This is a genomic window from Streptococcus sp. 959 (assembly GCF_013277075.1).
Lineage (GTDB): Bacteria > Bacillota > Bacilli > Lactobacillales > Streptococcaceae > Streptococcus > Streptococcus pseudopneumoniae_C.
This window is the reverse complement of sequence record NZ_VMMF01000005.1, coordinates 1-19855: the sequence shown is the minus strand read 5'-3', so window position 1 is coordinate 19855 and position 19855 is coordinate 1. Positions and strand designations below refer to the sequence as shown.

At 43.7% G+C, this 19855-nt stretch carries 24 protein-coding genes; 3 read left to right on the top strand and 21 right to left on the bottom strand.

The features are described from left to right. Positions 1–21: 21 nt before the first annotated feature. The 9 genes from HT717_RS01755 to HT717_RS01715 form a co-directional block, all read right to left on the bottom strand. Complete coding sequence (locus HT717_RS01755) at positions 22–210, bottom strand: DNA-directed RNA polymerase subunit beta (RefSeq protein WP_173266915.1); 189 nt, start codon at positions 208–210, stop codon at positions 22–24. Continuing rightward, a complete protein-coding gene (murA, locus tag HT717_RS01750; protein ID WP_173304221.1) occupies positions 203–1486 on the bottom strand; it encodes a UDP-N-acetylglucosamine 1-carboxyvinyltransferase in 1284 nt (427 codons plus the stop codon). Before murA ends, HT717_RS01755 begins: the two co-directional genes overlap by 8 nt. A gap of 23 nt (positions 1487–1509) precedes the next feature. Next, on the bottom strand, positions 1510–1740 hold the full coding sequence (locus HT717_RS01745) for a DUF1146 family protein (RefSeq protein WP_020900831.1): 231 nt from the start codon (positions 1738–1740) through the stop codon (positions 1510–1512). A gap of 57 nt (positions 1741–1797) precedes the next feature. Continuing rightward, positions 1798–2835, bottom strand: coding sequence for a SepM family pheromone-processing serine protease (locus HT717_RS01740; protein ID WP_173304219.1), 1038 nt, complete (start codon positions 2833–2835; stop codon positions 1798–1800). Then, positions 2819–3307: a pantetheine-phosphate adenylyltransferase gene (coaD, locus tag HT717_RS01735; RefSeq protein WP_049541031.1), complete on the bottom strand. Its 489-nt coding sequence runs from the start codon at positions 3305–3307 to the stop codon at positions 2819–2821. The genes HT717_RS01740 and coaD overlap by 17 nt, the downstream gene beginning before the upstream one ends. Then, a complete protein-coding gene (gene rsmD, locus HT717_RS01730) occupies positions 3297–3836 on the bottom strand; it encodes a 16S rRNA (guanine(966)-N(2))-methyltransferase RsmD (protein WP_049541033.1) in 540 nt (179 codons plus the stop codon). The genes coaD and rsmD overlap by 11 nt, the downstream gene beginning before the upstream one ends. A 64-nt stretch (positions 3837–3900) precedes the next feature. Continuing rightward, positions 3901–4893: an aspartate--ammonia ligase gene (asnA, locus tag HT717_RS01725; RefSeq protein ID WP_049541035.1), complete on the bottom strand. Its 993-nt coding sequence runs from the start codon at positions 4891–4893 to the stop codon at positions 3901–3903. A 110-nt stretch (positions 4894–5003) separates the two neighbouring features. Continuing rightward, positions 5004–5687, bottom strand: a complete 684-nt coding sequence (locus HT717_RS01720) for a Bax inhibitor-1/YccA family protein (protein ID WP_049541037.1) — start codon at positions 5685–5687, stop codon at positions 5004–5006. 55 nt (positions 5688–5742) lie between these two features. Further along, positions 5743–6483 (bottom strand): RNA methyltransferase, encoded by a 741-nt coding sequence (locus HT717_RS01715; protein ID WP_049541040.1) that lies wholly within the window; start codon positions 6481–6483, stop codon positions 5743–5745. Positions 6484–6516: 33 nt separating this feature from the next. Between HT717_RS01715 and HT717_RS01710 the strand changes: the two genes are divergently transcribed. After that, complete coding sequence (locus tag HT717_RS01710) at positions 6517–6795, top strand: acylphosphatase (RefSeq protein ID WP_020900835.1); 279 nt, start codon at positions 6517–6519, stop codon at positions 6793–6795. A gap of 77 nt (positions 6796–6872) precedes the next feature. Then, on the top strand, positions 6873–7799 hold the full coding sequence (gene yidC / locus HT717_RS01705) for a membrane protein insertase YidC (RefSeq protein ID WP_049541042.1): 927 nt from the start codon (positions 6873–6875) through the stop codon (positions 7797–7799). A gap of 75 nt (positions 7800–7874) precedes the next feature. On the opposite strand, the gene pflA is transcribed toward yidC, so the two are convergent. The 11 genes from pflA to HT717_RS01650 form a co-directional block, all read right to left on the bottom strand. Then, the gene (gene pflA / locus HT717_RS01700) at positions 7875–8669 is read right to left on the bottom strand and encodes a pyruvate formate-lyase-activating protein (RefSeq protein WP_001288288.1); all 795 of its coding nucleotides are present in this window, start codon (positions 8667–8669) and stop codon (positions 7875–7877) included. Positions 8670–8794: 125 nt separating this feature from the next. Next, positions 8795–10045 carry a diaminopimelate decarboxylase gene (locus tag HT717_RS01695; RefSeq protein ID WP_049541044.1) on the bottom strand — a complete coding sequence of 417 codons (1251 nt, stop codon included), beginning with the start codon at positions 10043–10045 and terminating at the stop codon, positions 8795–8797. Positions 10046–10111: 66 nt separating this feature from the next. Beyond that, on the bottom strand, positions 10112–10939 hold the full coding sequence (purR, locus tag HT717_RS01690; RefSeq protein ID WP_004238844.1) for a pur operon repressor: 828 nt from the start codon (positions 10937–10939) through the stop codon (positions 10112–10114). 105 nt (positions 10940–11044) lie between these two features. Then, positions 11045–11986, bottom strand: a complete 942-nt coding sequence (locus tag HT717_RS01685; protein WP_049541046.1) for a 3'-5' exoribonuclease YhaM family protein — start codon at positions 11984–11986, stop codon at positions 11045–11047. Continuing rightward, positions 11976–13232, bottom strand: coding sequence for a DNA recombination protein RmuC (locus tag HT717_RS01680; protein WP_049541047.1), 1257 nt, complete (start codon positions 13230–13232; stop codon positions 11976–11978). The genes HT717_RS01685 and HT717_RS01680 overlap by 11 nt, the downstream gene beginning before the upstream one ends. 1 nt (position 13233) lies before the next feature. Further along, positions 13234–13896 carry a thiamine diphosphokinase gene (locus HT717_RS01675; protein ID WP_049541049.1) on the bottom strand — a complete coding sequence of 221 codons (663 nt, stop codon included), beginning with the start codon at positions 13894–13896 and terminating at the stop codon, positions 13234–13236. Further along, positions 13859–14515, bottom strand: coding sequence for a ribulose-phosphate 3-epimerase (gene rpe, locus HT717_RS01670; RefSeq protein WP_173304217.1), 657 nt, complete (start codon positions 14513–14515; stop codon positions 13859–13861). Before rpe ends, HT717_RS01675 begins: the two co-directional genes overlap by 38 nt. A gap of 10 nt (positions 14516–14525) precedes the next feature. After that, on the bottom strand, positions 14526–15404 hold the full coding sequence (rsgA, locus tag HT717_RS01665; protein WP_153226548.1) for a ribosome small subunit-dependent GTPase A: 879 nt from the start codon (positions 15402–15404) through the stop codon (positions 14526–14528). A gap of 1 nt (position 15405) precedes the next feature. Beyond that, the gene (gene rsmA / locus HT717_RS01660; RefSeq protein ID WP_153226547.1) at positions 15406–16278 is read right to left on the bottom strand and encodes a 16S rRNA (adenine(1518)-N(6)/adenine(1519)-N(6))-dimethyltransferase RsmA; all 873 of its coding nucleotides are present in this window, start codon (positions 16276–16278) and stop codon (positions 15406–15408) included. A gap of 65 nt (positions 16279–16343) precedes the next feature. After that, positions 16344–16910, bottom strand: a complete 567-nt coding sequence (gene rnmV, locus HT717_RS01655) for a ribonuclease M5 (protein ID WP_173304215.1) — start codon at positions 16908–16910, stop codon at positions 16344–16346. Then, on the bottom strand, positions 16910–17683 hold the full coding sequence (locus HT717_RS01650; protein ID WP_173304213.1) for a TatD family hydrolase: 774 nt from the start codon (positions 17681–17683) through the stop codon (positions 16910–16912). Before HT717_RS01650 ends, rnmV begins: the two co-directional genes overlap by 1 nt. A gap of 156 nt (positions 17684–17839) precedes the next feature. Between HT717_RS01650 and HT717_RS01645 the strand changes: the two genes are divergently transcribed. Then, positions 17840–19684 (top strand): APC family permease, encoded by a 1845-nt coding sequence (locus HT717_RS01645; RefSeq protein ID WP_173304211.1) that lies wholly within the window; start codon positions 17840–17842, stop codon positions 19682–19684. On the opposite strand, the gene HT717_RS09830 is transcribed toward HT717_RS01645, so the two are convergent. Further along, the coding region (locus tag HT717_RS09830; RefSeq protein WP_205380546.1) for a hypothetical protein at positions 19673–19855 on the bottom strand (183 nt) is incomplete at its 5' end. The two genes, HT717_RS01645 and HT717_RS09830, sit on opposite strands and share 12 nt — an antisense overlap.

Below are 19855 nucleotides of genomic sequence, written 5' to 3'. Positions count from 1 at the left end.
GAAAAAGGCTGGTTTTCCAGCCTAATTTCCTGTAAATTTATGAATCAATTCCTGCCATTTTGCTGGAGATAGGATGGCCCATGGATCTTGACCTTTGCCCAAGATTCCATAACCGACCATTAAACCGATTCCTAGGGCTAGAACGCCTAAAATCAGTACTAGGATGACTAAAAGTAAACGCTTGGCTACGTAGCCTGATTTCTTATTCATCTTCATCACTTGCCTCAATCCGCTGAATCTTAGCCCCCAGCTGTGCTAACTTCTCATGGAAACGGTAGTAACCTCTATCCAAGTGAACCAATTTACCAACCACGGTTTCTCCCTGTGCTACCAAACCTGTCAAAATCAAGGCTGCACTGGCACGAAGGTCAGTTGAAAGAACTTCTGCTCCCTGCAAAGGCTGTCCACCAACAATACGAGCTGTATCACGGATAATCTCAGAGTGCAAGCCCATGCGGCGCATTTCTTCTAGATGTTGGAAACGATTTTCAAATACCGTCTCCACCATAGTTGATTCCCCTTTTGCAACGGTCATCAAGGCTGTAAATTGGGCCTGCATATCTGTTGGAAATCCTGGATGGGGCAAGGTTTTCACATGGACAGCTTTTAGATTTTCTAGTTGAGAGCGAACACGAATTCCTTCGTCTTCTTCAATTACTTCAACACCCATTTCAAGCAACTTGGCAATCAAGGGACGGTTGTGCTCCCAGACAGCATCTCGAATCAAGACATCACCACCAGTCATGGCAGCAGCTACCATAAAGGTTCCTGCTTCGATACGGTCTTGAACCACATTATGAGTCGTACCGTGAAGTTTCTCAACACCAGTAATGGTAATGGTCTCTGTGCCAGCTCCTTTGACCTTGGCTCCCATTTCATTCAGGAGAATAGCTAGGTCAACAATCTCAGGCTCACGCGCAGCATTTTCAATCACTGTCACCCCATCAGCTAGAGTCGCTGCCATCATCAAGTTCTGCGTAGCACCAACACTTGGGAAGTCCATGTAGATATGAGCTCCATGTAAGCGATCAGCCTTAGCTTCTATGTAACCAGCTGTCTGACTAATATTAGCCCCCATAGCTTCTAGACCTTTTAAATGAAGATCAATAGGACGGCTACCAATCGTACAACCACCTGGCATGGATACCTTAGCATGACCTACACGGGCAAGAATTGGCCCCAAGACAACAATGGATGCGCGCATCCTGCTGACATACTTGTAAGGAGCTTCCTCTGTGATGTCGCCAGTCGCGTTCACCTCGACAAGATGGGCTTCCTCATCAAAATCTACCTTAGCATTTAAACCACGAACCACCTGATTCATAGTGAAAACATCTGACAAGATAGGAACATTCTGTAAGACGGTCTTTCCTTCACTGGCTAGAATAGTCGCTGCCAACAAGGGTAAGACTGCATTCTTTGCCCCTTCGATCGTAACACTTCCTACCAGACGATTATCGCCACCTTGAACCACAATTTTTTCCATACTTATTTCCTTTACATTTGATTTTATAATAATCCTCTAAGCGCTTCCTGCCACAACTGATATAAACTGATAAAGAAAGAACTCAAGATAAAGCCCATTACGATGCTGAAAAGAGCTATCAATAAACGGACTTTTCTTGTATTCTCAGCTGTCACTTTTAAAACCTTTTCCCATCTAACAAGATCCTTTAAAAGGTAAAAACTCACATAAATAAAGAGCATGTGACTGCTTAGAGTGAATAATAATTGAACCATTTGACTATTATACCATCTTCTCTGTTTGTGCGCTAGTTTGGAAACTTCACTCAAAAACTAGGGATTGTTTTTCAAGTAATCAATTGCATCTTGTAGGGTTTTAACTGGAACGATTTTCATATCAGTCTTGATTGTTTTGGCTGCTTCCAGAGCTGTTTGGTAGTTGTTTTTCGCATCTGGATGCGCTTTTTGTTCTTCTTCGCTAACAGGGTTATCAGGGGCAAAGAAAATCGCGGCACCTTCTCTAGCCGAAGCTACAACTTTCTTATCAATACCTCCAATGTCCCCCACATTACCATCGCGGTCAATAGTTCCTGTGCCGGCAACGATACGGCCATTACGAAGGCCTGGGTCAGCTATTTGGGTATAGATAGCCAGACTAAACATGAGACCAGCACTTGGACCGCCGATACCAGCTGTTGAAAAGAGAATTGGGACATCACTGGTCACTTCTGTACGGTCAATTAAGCCGATTCCAATTCCATTTTTGCCATTTTCCAAGGTGATAATCTTACCTTCTGCAGACTTGGTTTGCCCATCCTCTTCATAGGTCACCTTGACGGAGTCCCCTAGTTTTTGAGAATTGACGTAATCAATCAAATCTTTGGAACTGTCAAAAGTCTGATCATTGACTGCTATGACTGTATCAGAGATGTTGAGAATCCCTTTAAAGGTCGAATTATCCGTCACAGTCAAAACATAAACCCCAAGGTATTTGAGTTCAATATCCTTACCAGCTGTTTTTAGTCCTTGATACTTGGCCATATTTTGCGATGTCTGCATGTAGAATTGATTGATCCGCATAAATTCAACATCGGAAGAGCCACCTGTAGTCTCTTGGGCACTACGAATATCTGTGAAAGGCGTCAACCAAGCATAAATCATATGGGCTACAGTAGCATGCTGAACACCAACCGTAACGAATTGATAGGCACCAGCTTCCTTATCTTCTGTGTCATTGACTTTGAGGACCTGGCGAATATCTTCCGAACCACCTGGAACCTCTATATAGTAAGGCAAGGGTACCACAAAAGCCAAGAAAGTCGCTATCAAGGCCGCAATGACATATAAGGGCCATCTAATCTTTTTTTTCATTTCTTATTTCCTCCAAAATACTCTCGGGAACATAGCAGGCAATATTCTGACCAAACTTCAGCAGCTCTCGAACACCTGATGAACTGATATAAAGATGCTCAGGTCGGCTATGTAAATAAATGGTCTCTATATCAGGAGACAGCTGATGGTTGTAGTAGTCGAAACTGGCTTCATATTGCAAATCCGCCGCATTCCTCAAGCCCCGCACTAGGCAAGTAGCCACCAGTCTTTTTGCGACATCAACTACCAATTCATCATGAGAAGACACAACTTCAACATTTCCCAAATGTTTCACAGCCTTTTCTAGCCCCCGTTTACGATTTTCGATAGGGAGAAATCCTTGTTTGTGAGGATTAAAAAAAATACCCACATAGAGCTTATCAAAGAGTTTGCTAGCTCGTTCAATCATATCCAAATGCCCATTTGTCATCGGGTCAAATGAGCCTGTGAATAAGCCAATCTTATCTGACATAGACTGTCACCTTACTAATTCCATAAATTTTTTCCTTCCAGATACCCAGGCAGGCAATTTCTTCTGGAAGTTCCACTGCTTTGTCCGTCTCACACACGACCATGACATCTTCAGAAAAAAGCTCTCTCTCAGCCATTTTTTCAATATCTGCTACGATTTGTTCCTTGGCATAAGGAGGGTCTAAGAAAATAAGGTCGAAAGGCCCAGACACCTGCTCCAGAGCTCGTTCCGCATCCATCTTGAGGAGTTGAAATTTTCCAACTTCCTTGGTCATCTGGATATTTTCAGCCACGATGACCTGAGCCTTACGGTCTCGCTCTACCAAAACAGCACTAGACATGCCACGCGATACTGCCTCAATAGATAAGCCACCACTACCTGCATAAAGGTCCAAGACTCGCCCCCCTTCAAAGTAGGGACCAATCATGTTAAAAATGGCGCCCCTAACCTTATCCGAAGTGGGTCTTGTTATCTTTCCTTCTAACGTCTTGAGGGGACGACCCCCATAGATTCCTGATACGATTTTCATACCGTTTATTATACCAAATTATGGGCGAAAAGAGAAAGAAAACCGAACCTTGCGGTTCGATTCTCTATAAAATATTTTCGTAAGTATCGCGGACTTCTTGAGGCCAAACACTTGTTTGCACTTCTCCGATATGTTTCTTGCGAAGTAAGAACATGGCCATACGAGATTGTCCAATTCCTCCACCGATTGTCAATGGGAATAGGCCATTCAACAAAGCCTTATGCCATTCCAATTCCAAGCGGTCTTCATCACCAGTGATTTCTACCTGACGACGAAGGGTTTCTTCATCTACACGGATTCCCATAGAAGACAACTCAAAGGCTCCACCTAAAGACTCATTCCAAACAAGAATATCGCCGTTAAGACCCTTGTAGCCATTTTCAGACTCACTTGTCCAGTCATCGTAGTCTGGTGCACGTCCATCGTGCGGTTTACCGTCTGGTAATTCACCACCGATACCAATCAAGAAAACAGCACCAAATTCTTTACAGATGGCATTTTCACGTTCTTTCGGTGTCAAGTCTGGGTAGCGTTCTACCAACTCTTCTGTATGGATGAAAGTGATTTGTTTTGGCAAAATTGATTCGATATCATAGCGGGCTTCAACAGCTAGCTCAGTCAGGCGAATAGCCTTGTAAATCTTCTCAACAGTTTCTTTTAGGTAAGCAATGTTACGTTGGCCATTTGGAATGACCTTTTCCCAGTCCCACTGATCAACATAAACAGAGTGGGTCGCATCCAGCGAGTCTTCGTCTGGACGAAGGGCCTTCATGTGAACAAAGAGACCTTCACCCTCACCGAAACCAAAGCGGGCCAAGGTATGGCGTTTCCATTTAGCAAGTGAGTGCACCACTTCATAAGTAGCATCAGGGATTTGGAGAACCTTGACCGATACGGCATTCTCCACACCTGATAAGTTGTCCTGCATCCCATCACCGACCTTACTCAAGATGGGACCTTGCACTTCGACAACTTCTAGCTTATCTTTCAAATACTGGGTAAAAGTGTTTTTGACAAAAGAAATTTCTTCTTGTTGATGGATAAAACTTTTCTTCATAAACTACTCCTCAAAAATTAATTAAAAGCATTATACACCTATTTCCAAGAAAAGGAAAGAGCAAATATAAAAAAATCAGTGCTCCTTCGAACACTGATGTCATGAATCTTTTAGTCATTGCGACCGAAGATACGTAGAATACTTAGGAAAAGATTGATAAAATCAAGATAGATACTGAGAGCCATTGACACAACCCAACCTGTCGCCACACGACCTTGTGATTGTTCATATGCGAGACGAATTCTTTGGTTGTCCCAAGCAATCAACCCTGAGAAGACCAAAACCATGGCTACGCTAATCATATAATCAAAGAAGCCACTAGCTAAGAAAATATTAACTACCATGGCAATCAACAAACCGATTAGAGCTGCCATCATAGCTCGACCAATTCCACTCAAGTCTTTCTTAGTGAATATGCCAACTGCCGCCATGACAAAGAAGAGAAGGGCGCTTGATACAAAGGCAGATAAAACTGTACCTGGAGTATAGAAGGCCACCACAAAACTGAGGGTAAAGCCGTTTAAAACGGAGTAAAGTAAAAATACTGGAAGAGCCGCTGGACTATTCTTTAAGGCCATGTTACTAGCAACGAAGACTAGTGCTAGCTCTGCAAAGGTTGCGATGGTCAACCAGAGACGCCCCTGCATCAAAAAGTAAACCAACTGAGACTGAAAAACAGTCAACATGAGACCAGATACCAAGGCGGATAATCCGATTCCCAGACCAACAAAAGCATAGACCTTAGCGTAAAATTGATTAAGACCTGTACGACCTTGTATAATAGTATGATTCATCCTTGTCTCCTTTTCTATGAATATCTTTCCTTGATTATAACAAAGAAAGTTAAAATTAGCTTAAATGAAAAATCAAAATACCTGCTGCAACTGCAACATTGAGACTCTCGGCCTGACCCTTCATGCTAATATGGACCAACTGGTCTGCACTTTCAGCCATGAGGGGACTAATTCCTTGACCCTCATTTCCCATGACCAAGACAAACTGATCTAAATGAGGCAAGTCACGATAATCTTTAGAATCCTTGGAAAGAGTGGTTGCCAGCACAGGGATACCAGCCTTTTTAGCTTCCTCGAGAAGTGCTTGGCTTGACATCCGATAAATAGGCAAATGAAAATGACTGCCTTGCATAGAACGTAGGGTCTTGAGACTATAGATGTCTGCCGACTTATCTGAAACAATCACTCCTGTAAAGCCTGCTGCATCCGCAGTTCGAATGATAGTTCCCACATTACCAGGATCTTGCACATCTTCCAAAAACAAGAACTTTCCCTGACTCAAATCAGCTTGCCCTACTTCTTCTTTTTGAACCACCGCAACAATTCCCTGTGGAGTCTGAGAATCCGCCAAATCCAGCAAAATATCCTCTGACACCCAGACAGTTTGCGGAAAAGTAGTTAACTGATCTCGGTAATTTTCTAAGGCAAAGATTTTCTCAATCGTCACTCCAGCTTGAACAGCTTCTTCAAACAAGTGCCAGCCTTCAATCAAGTAGGCTGTCTTTCGGTATTTTTTTTGGTGTAATTTCTTGGCATTTTTCACCACAGAATTGGCTTTTGAGGTTATAATAGTCATAGAAATATTATAACACAATCAAAGGGGTTTGGTATGCAAAAGGTTAGAATGATTGCCCAAGGTAGGGTTCAGGGAGTAGGCTTTCGTTGGGGTGTTTACAGCCTGGCACTTGAAATTGGTGGTATTACTGGGAGAGTTTGGAACAATGACGATGGCACAGTTGAAATCTTAGCCCAAGCAGACTCATCTGCTGTCATGGCGAAATTTATCCAAGAAATTCGAAAAGGACCAACTCCTTTTTCAAAAGTCAGCTACTTAGATGTCAAACTGAGCAACTTTCCTCCCTACCCTGACTTCAAAATCGCAAATTAGGTCTCTAGAACTATTGTATATTTTGTAAAAAAACAGTAGAATAGAAAGGTATAATTTTTTAAGAAGGAATAAAAACAGTGAAATCTATTAAACGTTTTGCACTCTCGGCTATGGGAGTGGCTATGTTGCTTGTCTTGACTGGCTGTGTCAATGTCGATAAAGCCACAGGTCAACCAACAGGATTTATTTGGAATACTATCGGAGCCCCTATGGCTGAAGCTATCAAGTACTTCGCCAATGACAAGGGACTTGGTTTTGGGGTTGGTATCATCATCGTAACCATTATTGTACGCTTGATTATCTTGCCACTGGGTATCTACCAATCATGGAAGGCAACGCTTCACTCTGAAAAGATGAACGCCCTCAAGCACGTCCTTGAGCCACATCAAACTCGTCTCAAAGAAGCAACAACTCAAGAAGAAAAACTAGAAGCCCAACAAGCCCTCTTTGCTGCTCAAAAAGAGCACGGCATCAGCATGTTTGGTGGTGTAGGATGTTTCCCTATCCTCCTTCAAATGCCTTTCTTCTCTGCTATCTACTTTGCTGCCCAACATACTGAAGGGGTTGCTCAAGCAAGCTACCTAGGCATTCCTCTAGGTTCTCCAAGTATGATTTTGGTTGCCTGCGCTGGTGTCCTTTACTATCTTCAATCGCTCCTTTCACTTCACGGAGTAGAAGATGAAATGCAAAGAGAACAAATCAAGAAAATGATTTACATGAGCCCACTCATGATTGTCGTCTTCTCCCTCTTCTCACCAGCTAGTGTTACACTTTACTGGGTTGTCGGTGGTTTCATGATGATTCTCCAACAGTTTATCGTCAACTATATCGTTCGTCCAAAACTTCGCAAAAAAGTCCGTGAAGAACTGGCGAAGAACCCACCAAAAGCAAATGCTTTCTCAACAGCAAACGGACGAAAAGACGTTACCCCTGAACAACCAATTGCTATCACAAGCAAGAAAAAACACAAAAATCGCAACGCTGGAAAACAACGTTCTAGATAAGAATAAAAAGGCTTAGCTGGATGGCTAAGTCTTTTTGTAACATCAAAAGCCCGATGTTTCCATCAGGCTTCTTTTTTATCCATGTACACGTTTCATATAGTCTTGATAACTTTCGGTATCCATGAGTTTTTTAGCGTTTTTCACACGGTCTGCTGTTGGTGGTTTGACTCCTTCGAGTGAGTATGGGATTCCCAATTCACGCCATTTGAACTCACCCATAGTATGATAAGGCAGAATTTCAAACTTATCAACATTTTTGAGGGTCTTGACGAACTTCCCAAGTTCAATCAAGTCATCATCTCTGTCTGTCAATCCTGGAACTAGCACGTGGCGAATCCAGACAGGTTTTCCAATATCTGATAGATACTGGGCACAGGCCAGGATGTTTTTATTGGTTTGGCTAGTAACAATCTTATGCTGTTCTTCGTTGATTTCCTTGATATCCAAGAGAACCAAGTCAGTGACAGCCATGAGCTTGTCAAACTTTTCAAGGTAACGTGGTTTATTACGGAATGGAAGGGCACAGGTATCCAAGGTACAGTGGATTCCTTGTTCTTTGGCCTTGGTAAAGAGGGCAATCAAGAAATCAATCTGCAAGAGGGCTTCTCCCCCACTGACTGTAATACCACCCTTATTTCCCCAGAAACCGCGGTAGCGCAAGGCCTCTGTCAAGACATCATCTACCGTCCGTTCACGTGATTTATTGGACTCCATAGCCCAAGTATCCGGGTTGTGGCAATACTGGCAACGCATGTGACAGCCTTGCAAAAAGACAATAAAGCGAATCCCAGGCCCATCTACTGACCCAAAGCTTTCTGTCGAATGCACCATTCCTGTCACTTGTCCATAATCAATTGTTTCTTCAGACATATCGTTACCTTCCTTGAAAACGTTTTATAGTTTTATTATATCACGACTTGAAGGAAAAACAAGATTTTTGCCTATTTTTTAGAAAGCAATCTGTTTTTCAATTTCATTTTCAATTAATTATCATTTTATTCTTCAAAATCAAAGCCATACAAGGTTGCAAAATAGTCCTCAGGGTGCTCTGCACGGCGGATTTGACGGGCTTTACCTTCTTCAGTATAGAGAATTTCTGCAGAACGAAGTTTGGCGTTGTACTGGTAGCCCATTGAAAAACCGTGAGCACCTGTATCATGAATTACCAGCAAATCACCGATTTCTGTATGAGGTAACTCGCGATTCACTGCAAATTTATCATTGTTTTCGCAGAGTGAACCGACCACATCTACCACTTCAGCTGGTCCTTCTGGATGAGTCAGATTGGTGATATGGTGGTAGGCTCCGTACATGGCTGGACGCATGAGATTGACTGCTGATGCATCCACACCTAGATAGGTACGGTAAGTTTTTTTCTTATGAGTGACTCTTGTGACCAAAGCACCGTGAGGGGCTAGCATAAAACGACCCAATTCGGTAAAAATCTTGACCTGACCAAGACCAGCTGGAGTAAGAACCTCTTCATACACCTTACGAACTCCCTCACCAATCAAGGCAATATCGTTTGGCTCCTGCTCAGGACGATAGTTAACACCAATACCGCCAGAAAGATTGATAAAGTCTAGCGAAATGCCCAACTTTTCCTTGATTTCAACAGCCAATTCAAAAAGCTGACGGGCCAACTCTGGATAATAGAGATGGGTCACTGTATTGGATGCTAGGAAGGAGTGAATTCCAAAGGTCTTGGCTCCTTTTTCCTTCAAAATGGCAAAGGCTTCAAAGAGCTGCGCCTTAGTCATTCCAAACTTAGCTTCTCCAGGATTGTCCATGATATCTGTTCCCAGTTCAAAAATACCGCCAGGATTGTAACGACAAGAGATGATTTCTGGAATGCCTGCTGCACGCTCCAGATGTTCAATATCTTCAAAGGCATCCAAGTTAATGGTCGCACCCAATTCACGCGCATAGGCATATTCCTTGTCTGGCGTGTTGTTTGAAGAGAACATGATCTCAGAACCGGGGAAATCCAGTTTATGGCTCATCAAGAGCTCCACGTAACTAGAGCAGTCCACACCACAGCCTTCCTCTTGGAGGATTTTCAAGATAGCTGGTGTTGGAGTAGCCTTAACTGCAAAATATTCCTTAAAGCCCTTGTTCCACGAAAAGGCTTGGTTGACAGCTCTTGCCTTCTCACGAATCCCCTTCTCATCATACAAGTGAAAGGGAGTTGGGAACTCGGCAACAATCTCTTCTAACTCTTCTCTATTAATAAATGGTGTTTTCATAAGTTTCCTTCTATTCTATTTGCAAAGAAAGGCTGGGACAATCGTTCCAACCTTTAGTTCTATCTCTTATTTATCTTCATCAAAGATATTTCCAACCTCAACATCGATGGCTTGGTTCTTGACATCAATATTGGTTACCTTCAAGAGTGACTTGTAGTCAAACTGCTTTTCACGTTCTTCTTGGGCATTATCCGCAAAGACTGCGACACCAGCTAATTCTGAATCAAACTCACGCAAAAGACTGATCATCCCGTTGACCGTCCCTCCGCCTTTCAAGAAGTCATCTACGATTAAGACACGGCTGCCTGCCTTGAGACTGCGTTTTGAAAGGAACATTTTCTCAATACGGTCACCACTTGAACCTGAAACATAGTTGACGCTGACAGTTGAACCTTCGGTAATTTTCAAGTCACGGCGCACAATGACAAAAGGAACATTGAGGACATTGGCAACTGCATTTGCAAGTGGCACACCCTTGGTCGCTACTGTCATAACCGCGTCAATTTTTTGGTCCATAAAGCTCTTGGCAATAATGCGACCAATATTTTTCAAAATAGCTGGAGTGCTAAGCAAATCTGACAAGTAGATGTAGCCACCTGGCAAGATACGGTCACTTTCTGACAACTTGGCACGCAAGTCCTCAACCATTTCCTTAGCATCATGGCTTGAGATTGATGGTGTGAAGATGACACCCCCACCAGCCCCAGTAACTGTCTGGATGTGGCCGATTTCGATTTCCTCAAAGGCACGTTTGATAATCACGATATCTTCTGAGATGGATGATTTAGCAGATTCATACTTTTCAGCAAAAGTATTAAGACTAGTTAGTTTATAAGGATTATTAATCAAATAGTTGGAAATGACAACCATCCGATCACTTCTTCTTAATTTCATTTCTATTTCCCATTTCATTTAATTTTGATATTTTATCCATTATACCATATTCACATAAAAAAACGAACATTCTTATCCTAAAAAATGCTCATTTTTCTTAAATTATTAATCTAAATCTGGTTTATAGAAGGAACGATTGTCCATAGCGAATATTTTATTGGTCATCTCTCCCTTATCCACCAAAGCCAGAGCTGTTGACATCATCATCATGCTAGCATCCAAATTGTCAATCATATGAATAATCTCCGCCTCCATGATACGTGGACGAACCGGACTTCCATATTCTAGTAAGCCGTGATGGCTGAGAATAACATGGCGAAGCAGAACGACTTCTTCCTTGGTGTCATCGATGCCGAGTTCCATCACTGTCTTAGTAATTTCACTATCAATCAGAGCGATATGTCCAAGGAGATTGCCTCTGACTGTATACTCAGTTTGGTCTGGTCCCGTCAACTCGATAACTTTGGCCAAGTCATGTAGCATAATTCCTGCATAGAGCAAGCTCTTATTGAGCTGAGGATAGATTTCGCTAATAGCATCTGCCAAGCGCACCATGGTCGCCGTATGATAGGCCAAGCCTGTTTCAAAGGCATGGTGGTTGGTCTTGGCTGCTGGGTAAGAGTAAAACTCCTTATCATACTTGGCGTAGAGATTTCGAACAATTCGTTGCCAAACAGGATTTTCAATTTTGAAAATCATTTGCGACATGTAGTCACGAATTTCCTTGACATCAACTGGTGACTTGACCTTGAAATCAGCTGGGTCATTTGGTTCGCCAGGTTGAGGCAAGCGTAGGGTGATTTGATTGACCTGAGGGGTATTGTTATAAACTTCTCGGCGCCCTTTCATATGGACAACCTTACCTGCGGTAAAGGCCTCAACGTTATGTGGTTGGGCATCCCAGAGTTTCCCTTCAATCTCGCCACTATCATCTTGGAAGGTAAAAGCTAGGTAATTTTTCCCAGCGCGAGTTTGTCTCAGGTCAGCTGACTTGATTAGGTAAAAGCCTTCAAACAGCTCATCTTTTTTCATGTGACTAATCTTCATATTCTTCCTCATCTTCTTGGAAATGGAGTAGATCAAGCGCAGGCTCACCTTCTGATAACTCAATGTGACGGAGCGTCCGCTCGATAGCTGTAGTGCGACGATTTAATAATTCATCAATATTGCCAGAGGCATGTTGGAGATGTTTTTGTGCCTTGACCAGAATGCCACCAAACTTGCCAAACTCGGTCTTGACGCTAGCAAGAGTCTTACTGATATGGTCAGCACTCTTTTGGATATTGAGGGTCTTGAAGCCAACTGATAGGGAATTGAGGAGGGCTGATAGGGTACTTGGGCCAGCAACAATAATCTGCTCCTCCCGTCTCAAATCATCAAAGAAGACCGGATTTCGGACAATTTCTGAGTAGAGACCTTCTGTCGGAACAAACAAAACTCCAAAATTGGTCGTCCGAGGCGGTGCTATGTACTTGCTCTTGATATCCTTGGCAAAGCGCTTGACACTTGCTAGAAGTGACTTGCGACAGCGTTCGATTTCGTCCTTATCGCCTGCTTCATAGGCTTCTTCTAAGCGGTAATAATCTGCCAGTGGAAACTTAGAGTCGATTGGTAGGTAGACATATTCCTGGTCGCCTTGTCCAGGTAACTTGATAGCATACTCCACTCGTTCACTGGAGTTTTCAACCGTTGCATATTCTCGTTCATACTGGGCAGGAGTCATGATGTCTTCGATGATTTGCCCCAGTTGCAATTCTCCCAAAATCCCTCGCGTCTTGGTTCCAGAGAGAACCTTGTTGAGGGCCCCGACATCACGCGCAACTGTCTGCATTTCTCCCAAACCTCGATTGACCGACTCCAGTTGTTTGGAAACTGTCTCAAAGGAAGCTTGCAAGCGAGTCTGCAAGGTCTTTTCTAACTTTTCCTCGACCGTTTGGCGCATTTGTTCCAAACGTTGCTCGTTTGATTCCTGCAAGGCTTGCAGGCGTTGATCGGTCTTGTCTCTGGTTTGGAGGAGACTATCTGTCATTTCTTGACGGACCTGAGTCAGGCCTTGGTGCAATTCCATTCGCACTTCTTGCAAGCGGTCACTGACAGCCACTTCCAAATCTTTTTGATCTAACTGATTGGCTTGTCTGGCTTGTTCAAAACGGTAATCCAACTGGTCTGACAGATGATCTGCCTGATCCTCCAAGCTCTTGCTTAAATGTTTTTCCTGCTTATCCTGCCTTTGCCAAATCAGAAAGAGTCCAGCTAGGTTGGCAATTAATAATAGTAGTAATACAGTCTCCATCCTACCTCCTATCCTTGCTATGCAAGACAACCACATAGCCATCTGGGCAAGTCACCGAAACTTTCCTATCTATATATTCGTTAGAAGCGTACACTTTTTTAAAGAAAAAATTTTCCTCTGTCAACTCATACTTGGCACCAAGAATGGTCAGCTGGCTATCCCGAACTGGCATAAAGGCTAGGTAGTCATAGTCCAAACGTGGTTCTAGCTGACTGGTCCCTTCCGGACAATAGGCAATCAAATTTTGCCCGTCCTCAATCGCTATCTGACGCATATAAGGTGCTAACTTGGGATTGCTAGGCAGAAAGACATTGGCCAACATATGGTCAATACGGCCACCCAACGCACCGAAAATAGTAACCTGGGCCTGAGGATTTTGCTCGAAGATGGTTAAGAGAGCCAATTCCAAATCAGTATCATCTTTTTCTGGTCGCGCTTGAACAAAATGCTGGGCACGTTTTTGAATCAACTGTCGCTCTTCTTCCGTTACAGAATCAAAATCCCCAACTGCTAGGGCGAGAGGAAGTTTTTCCTCCAAGATCCAGAGCGAGCCCCGATCCACACCGACAAAGCAATCAAAATCCGTCCGATAATGACCGCGGTCTCCGCCTGCAAAAACGGCAACTCTAGTCCAGTTGTTTTCTGAGAGTTTGTACTCGCTCATTGACATCTCCCTTAAAGACATAGGAACCTGCTACAAAAACGGTCGCACCAGCTTCTTTAGCCTGAGCAATGGTCTGATCATCAATCCCGCCATCGACTTCGATTTCAAAGTTCAAGCCTTTTTCCTCACGAAGGGCAACCAACTCACGAACCTTATCCATGGTTTCAGGTAGAAAAACTTGCCCACCGAAGCCAGGGTTCACTGTCATCACCAAGACTTGGTCAACTAGGTGAAGCACGTGCTTAATCGCCTCAACAGGCGTACCAGGATTGATAACAACCGAAGGTTTGACACCGAGTGAACGAATTTTTTGAAGGGCACCGTGGATATGAGGCGTTGCTTCTACATGGATACTGATGATATCCGCACCTGCACGCGCAAAGTCTTCTAAATGATGTTCAGGATTGGCTATCATCAAGTGGCAGTCAAAGACCATCTTACTATGGGGACGAAGACTCTCTACCACACCTGCACCAAAACTGATTTGTGGCACAAAGTGACCATCCATGATATCGATATGGGCATATTCTGCCCCAGTTGCTTCTAGGCGTTTGATTTCACGTTCAAAGTTGGCATAATCTGCTGCCAGAATTGACGGAGCAATCTTGTATTGAGACATAGGTTTCTCCTTATTTTGGAATTTTTTTGCTGACTTTTTTATAGGTTTCTCTGCGATTTTCAATTTCGCTAAGAAATTGCAGGTAGTTGTCAAAACGGAAGGACGCAATGGTACCCTCTTCTACAGCTGGCTTGACAGCACAAGACGGCTCATGGGTATGGGTACAGCTACGGAACTTACAGTCGCGACTGACAGAAGCAATCTCTGGAAAAGCCTGATTGAGGTCTTCAGCCGTTGAAACTTCATAATCCAAGGATGAAAAGCCTGGCGTATCTGCAATTTTGCCCCCATTGAGGTTGTAAAAACTAACAGCTCGAGTGGTATGACGGCCACGACCTAGACTATCTGAGATTTCCCCTGTTTCAAGATTGAGATCAGGTGCGATTTTATTGAGGAGAGTTGATTTCCCAACACCTGTCTGTCCCATAAAGACTGTAATCTTGCCTGTTAACAAAGGCAGGAGTGCCTCTTTACTGGTCACAAAATCGTATCCAATAGCACCATAGGTTTGTTGGTAAAAATCCAATTCTGACCCATCTTCCAACAAGTCCATTTTAGAAATATAGACGATGGGATGGATGTCCTTGTGCTCCAAAAGAACCAAGAAGCGATCCAGCAAATTGCTGTTAAAATCAGGTTCCTTGACGGACATGATTACTACAGCTTGATCAATATTAACAATAGGCGGACGGACCAGACTGTTTTTCCGTTCATGAATCTTGAGGATATAGCCTTCTGAATTTTCCTCGGCAGAGAAATCTACCCAATCCCCGACGTAGGGGGTATGCCCTTTTTTACGGAAATTCCCACGAGCGCGTGTTTGATAGACTTGGTCATCACTCTCTACATAGTAGAACCCAGCCAAGGCTTTAATGATTTGTCCCTGCATTTTAAAGTCCTTGTCCTTTAAGTGCATCTGCTAGGCTGGCAAATTCCGCCAAGCTGAGAGCTTCCCCACGCACACTTGGTGACAAGCCTGCTTGGTCCAAAGCCTTGGTCAGCTTGTCCTTGACCTCTTCAGTCTTGCCAAAGTAACCTGTCAAATTGTTCCACAAGGTCTTTCGGCGATGAGTGAAACTAGCCTTGGAAACCTTAAAGAAGAAGTTCTCGTCTTCCACTACTACAGCTGGCTCTGGACGGCGCACCATTTTTAAAATGGCTGAGTCCACATTTGGCGCTGGCACAAAGACCGTACGAGGCACGATAAAGGCAACCTTGGCAGTCATGTAATACTGCACCGCAATCGACAAGCTACCGTAAGCCTTTGTGTTAGACTGGGCCGATATCCGATCCGCCACTTCTTTTTGCATCATGACCACAAACTCACTAAAAGGAATGCCACTCTCAATTAAGTGCATGAGAATAGGTGTCGTGATATAGTATGGCAAGTTGGCTACTACCTTGATTGGCAGGTCAGGATTTTTGAAATTCTGGATATGTTGCGCCAAATCGACCTTGAGAATATCCTCGTTGACCACTGTTACATTGTCAAAATCACGCAGGGTATCTGCCAGAATCGGTACCAAACGGTGGTCGATCTCAAAAGCCATGACTTGAGCTGCACGCTCCGCTAGGAATTCTGTCAAGGCACCAATACCTGGCCCAATTTCGATAACATTGACCTGGTCATCAATTTCAGCCGTATCCACGATTTTTTGAAGGATATTGGTATCCGTCAAGAAATTTTGCCCGAAGGACTTTTTAAAGGTAAAACCGTGACGCTCCAGCACTGCCTTGGTCACGCTATAATCTGCAATTCTCATCTATTCTCTTTTCTATTATCTGTTACTACTATTGTAACACATTCCCTTTGTATTTTGGGGTCTGCTTAGCTGTTCTCATAAGATTTCATGGCTTCTTCCACTTCTGCCAAGGTGACTCCAAACAACTCTAGGCGTTTGAGGAGTTGCTTGCCGTTGGAATAGCCAATTCGGAGAGTCTCTCCTAGATATTCTCGTCGCTTACGACTATCTGCTCCTGCTAAAAAACCAAGGCGAATCAAGTCGCTACGACTGATGTCAAACTGACTCTCATGTTCAAAGTGTCCTGTCACCTGAGCTAGAGCCGTTTTCAGGTCTTCATAGCTGGCATGCTCAATTCCCAGAGACCGTCCCTTGGTTTTGGACTTGGGAACAGCTTCATCTCGTTTGAGGAAGGCATGCTGAACTGTTGGAATGGCCGTCATAATCATGCGGCGAATCCGCTCCCCATTAAAATCTGGGTCTGTAAAAACAATGACTCCATGGCGTTGGTGTATACGCTGAATCCGCTCTATATCCTGGTCATTGATGGCAGAGCCTCTGGTCTCATAGGTTTCCACATCGAAATAACGTTTGAGATTAGCCGTATCATCACGCCCTTCAACCACGATGACTTGGGAAATTTTCTCTTTCATTACTTGCTGTCCAATCCAAAAATGCGCTCTGCATTTGTAGTCGTTGCTGCTGCTAACTCCTCAGCCGTCATGCCACGCAAATCCGCTATAAAATCTACTACATAGCGAGTATAGGCTGTTTTGTTTTCGCGACCACGCTTGGGTACAGGTGCTAGGTAAGGCGCATCTGTTTCCACCAAAATCTTGTCCAAAGGTAACTTTTTAGCTACTTCTTGGATATCAGTTGCCTTCTTAAAAGTCACCACTCCTGAGAAGGAAATGGTCATACCAAGCGCGACAAACTTCTCTGCCCATTCAAGAGTTCCTGAGAAAGAATGCATGATACCACCACGAGGACCAACTCCCTCGCTCTTGATAATTTCATAGGTATCTTCCAGCGCATCACGAGTATGGACAACAAAAGGCAAATCCAAGTCCTTAGATAACTGAATCTGACGGCGAAAAACCTGCTCCTGCACTTCCTTAGGCGCTGTCATCCAATGATAGTCCAAACCAATCTCACCCAAGGCAACGACCTTGGGATGTTTTAGTTTTTCAAGCAAGTAAGTTTCGACCTCGTCTGTGTAAGTCCCTGCTTCCGTCGGATGCCAGCCAATCGTCGCATAGAGTTGGTCATATTCATCCACCAACTCCAAAGCACGCTCAATCGTCGGTTCATCAAAACCAACAATATTCATCTGTGTCACACCCATCTCAGCAGCCAAGGCAATTTCTTCTGCCTCACGACCCGCAAATTCTTCTACATTCAAGTGTGTATGTGTATCAAAAATCATCTCTTCTAACCTCGTTTTCTATCTTCTATTATACCAAAAAACTGCCCTCTCTCCTCATCTGCAAAAAATATTCTAAAATCCATCGTCGTCTCTTGACGCTATTTTCCCAAAGCAGTATAATAGCACTTATTGAAATTTTCAGAAAAGGAAATGACCATGTTTACAAAATTAAAACAGACCTTTATCGGTCGTCCTCTTAAGTCCTTAACCGAAGGCGAGGGAGGGCTGCTGGGAAAAATGCAGGCCTTGGCCATGTTGTCAAGCGACGCTCTATCTTCCATTGCCTATGGACCTGAGCAAGTAGTCCTCGTCTTGGCTAGTCTCTCTCCACTTGCTATATGGTGGAGCCTTCCTATCGGCCTTTTTGTCCTCCTGCTTCTAGCTAGCCTGACCGTTTCCTACCGTCAAATCATCCATGCCTACCCTCAAGGAGGAGGGGCCTATATGGTTACTCGAGAAAATCTATCGCCCGAGCTAGGCTTGATTGCTGGAGGTAGTCTGCTGGTTGACTACATGCTGACTGTGGCAGTATCGGTATCATCTGGAGCTGATGCTATCACAGCAGCTCTCCCTGCCCTCCACCCTTACAACCTCCACATCTCCATTTTTCTAGTTTGCTTGCTCATGCTCTTAAACTTACGGGGGTTGAAAGAATCTGCCAGCTCACTGATGATTCCTGTCTATCTCTTTATCATTAGTACTGTCTTTCTCTTGCTCTATGGAATCTTTCAACTAGTAACTGGTTCTCTCAGCTATCAGGCAACTTCTCCTATCGGACATGCTGTACCGAGTCTGTCTATCGTTCTCATTCTAAGAGCCTTTACCAGTGGTTCTGCCTCTCTGACAGGGGTTGAAGCTATTTCAAATGCCGTTCCCTTTTTCAAGGCTCCAAAAGAAAAAAATGCCGCTCAAACCTTGACCATTATGTCACTGATTTTAGGATTTCTTTTTGCTGGTATTACCTTCCTAAACTACTGGATGGGGATTATGCCTCAACACGGAGAAACCATCCTCTCACAGATGGCTCAAGGAATCCTTGGCGATTCTTTCTTAGGTCACCTTGGCTATTATACCTTCCAATTCTCCACAGCCTTGATTTTAGCCGTAGCAGCAAACACTGGTTTTTCAGCTTTCCCTATGCTGGCTTACAATATGGCTAAAAACAAATACATGCCCCATCTCTTTATGGAAAAAGGAGACCGCCTAGGCTACTCCAACGGAATCTTAACTCTGGCATTTGGGGCTATGATTCTTCTTCTCATTTTTAATGGCAATACCGAACGTTTGATTCCTCTCTATACTATCGGTGTCTTCGTGCCCTTTGCCCTTTCTCAGACTGGGATGATTCGTCATTGGAAAAAAGAAAAAGGGACAAATTTCTTAAAACCTGCTCTTGCCAATATCCTTGGGGCTATCATTTGCTACGCTATCGTGCTAATCCTGCTCTTTTTCCGCCTCAGTGATATCTGGCCTTTCTTCCCGATTATTCTCGTACTCACCCTACTCTTCTTGGCCATTCACAGTCATTACCAAAAAGTAGCTCAACAACTGCGTCTCTATGAAGGAATCGAAAAACGTACCTACGATGGCAATCTTGTACTGGTCCTAGTAGGAAATGTCACCCGCGTCAGCGTCGGAGCCATTAACTACGCCCAAAGTATCGGTGACGAAGTCCTAGCCATGCATATTTCTACCAAGGATACAGCAGAGAAAGACCAAGAAATTCTCCAAGAATTTGCCGATTACTTCCCAACCATTACTCTGAAAAACATTAAGGCCAGCTACCGTGACATCATCACGCCTACTGTCAAGTATGTCAAACGTATTTCCGAGGATGCCCAGAAAAAGAACTATACAGTCACTGTCCTCGTTCCCCAGTTTATCCCTAATAAACCTTGGCAAAATATCCTGCACAATCAGATGAGTCTCAAACTCAAATACGCCCTCCGTTGGCACCAAGACATCGTTGTAGCTAGCTACTCTTATCACTTAAAAGAATAAAGAAAAGGCCCTACCAGAACCAAAAAGCTCTGGTAAGGCCTTTTTCTGAATCCAGCCACTATGCTTATACTCAATGAAAATCAAAGAGCAAACTAGGAAGCTAGCCGCAGGCTGCTCAAAGCACTGCTTTGAGGTTGTAGATGAAACTGACGAAGTCAGCTCAAAACACTG

What these genes read in the sequence shown, in the direction of transcription:
- HT717_RS01755 (WP_173266915.1), bottom strand. Translation starts at nt 210, where the DNA reads ATGAATAAGAAATCAGGCTACGTAGCCAAGCGTTTACTTTTAGTCATC.
- murA (WP_173304221.1), bottom strand. Translation starts at nt 1,486, where the DNA reads ATGGAAAAAATTGTGGTTCAAGGTGGCGATAATCGTCTGGTAGGAAGT.
- HT717_RS01745 (WP_020900831.1), bottom strand. Translation starts at nt 1,740, where the DNA reads ATGGTTCAATTATTATTCACTCTAAGCAGTCACATGCTCTTTATTTAT.
- HT717_RS01740 (WP_173304219.1), bottom strand. Translation starts at nt 2,835, where the DNA reads ATGAAAAAAAAGATTAGATGGCCCTTATATGTCATTGCGGCCTTGATA.
- coaD (WP_049541031.1), bottom strand. Translation starts at nt 3,307, where the DNA reads ATGTCAGATAAGATTGGCTTATTCACAGGCTCATTTGACCCGATGACA.
- rsmD (WP_049541033.1), bottom strand. Translation starts at nt 3,836, where the DNA reads ATGAAAATCGTATCAGGAATCTATGGGGGTCGTCCCCTCAAGACGTTA.
- asnA (WP_049541035.1), bottom strand. Translation starts at nt 4,893, where the DNA reads ATGAAGAAAAGTTTTATCCATCAACAAGAAGAAATTTCTTTTGTCAAA.
- HT717_RS01720 (WP_049541037.1), bottom strand. Translation starts at nt 5,687, where the DNA reads ATGAATCATACTATTATACAAGGTCGTACAGGTCTTAATCAATTTTAC.
- HT717_RS01715 (WP_049541040.1), bottom strand. Translation starts at nt 6,483, where the DNA reads ATGACTATTATAACCTCAAAAGCCAATTCTGTGGTGAAAAATGCCAAG.
- HT717_RS01710 (WP_020900835.1), top strand. Translation starts at nt 6,517, where the DNA reads ATGCAAAAGGTTAGAATGATTGCCCAAGGTAGGGTTCAGGGAGTAGGC.
- pflA (WP_001288288.1), bottom strand. Translation starts at nt 8,669, where the DNA reads ATGTCTGAAGAAACAATTGATTATGGACAAGTGACAGGAATGGTGCAT.
- HT717_RS01695 (WP_049541044.1), bottom strand. Translation starts at nt 10,045, where the DNA reads ATGAAAACACCATTTATTAATAGAGAAGAGTTAGAAGAGATTGTTGCC.
- purR (WP_004238844.1), bottom strand. Translation starts at nt 10,939, where the DNA reads ATGAAATTAAGAAGAAGTGATCGGATGGTTGTCATTTCCAACTATTTG.
- HT717_RS01685 (WP_049541046.1), bottom strand. Translation starts at nt 11,986, where the DNA reads ATGAAGATTAGTCACATGAAAAAAGATGAGCTGTTTGAAGGCTTTTAC.
- HT717_RS01680 (WP_049541047.1), bottom strand. Translation starts at nt 13,232, where the DNA reads ATGGAGACTGTATTACTACTATTATTAATTGCCAACCTAGCTGGACTC.
- HT717_RS01675 (WP_049541049.1), bottom strand. Translation starts at nt 13,896, where the DNA reads ATGAGCGAGTACAAACTCTCAGAAAACAACTGGACTAGAGTTGCCGTT.
- rpe (WP_173304217.1), bottom strand. Translation starts at nt 14,515, where the DNA reads ATGTCTCAATACAAGATTGCTCCGTCAATTCTGGCAGCAGATTATGCC.
- rsgA (WP_153226548.1), bottom strand. Translation starts at nt 15,404, where the DNA reads ATGCAGGGACAAATCATTAAAGCCTTGGCTGGGTTCTACTATGTAGAG.
- rsmA (WP_153226547.1), bottom strand. Translation starts at nt 16,278, where the DNA reads ATGAGAATTGCAGATTATAGCGTGACCAAGGCAGTGCTGGAGCGTCAC.
- rnmV (WP_173304215.1), bottom strand. Translation starts at nt 16,910, where the DNA reads ATGAAAGAGAAAATTTCCCAAGTCATCGTGGTTGAAGGGCGTGATGAT.
- HT717_RS01650 (WP_173304213.1), bottom strand. Translation starts at nt 17,683, where the DNA reads ATGATTTTTGATACACATACACACTTGAATGTAGAAGAATTTGCGGGT.
- HT717_RS01645 (WP_173304211.1), top strand. Translation starts at nt 17,840, where the DNA reads ATGTTTACAAAATTAAAACAGACCTTTATCGGTCGTCCTCTTAAGTCC.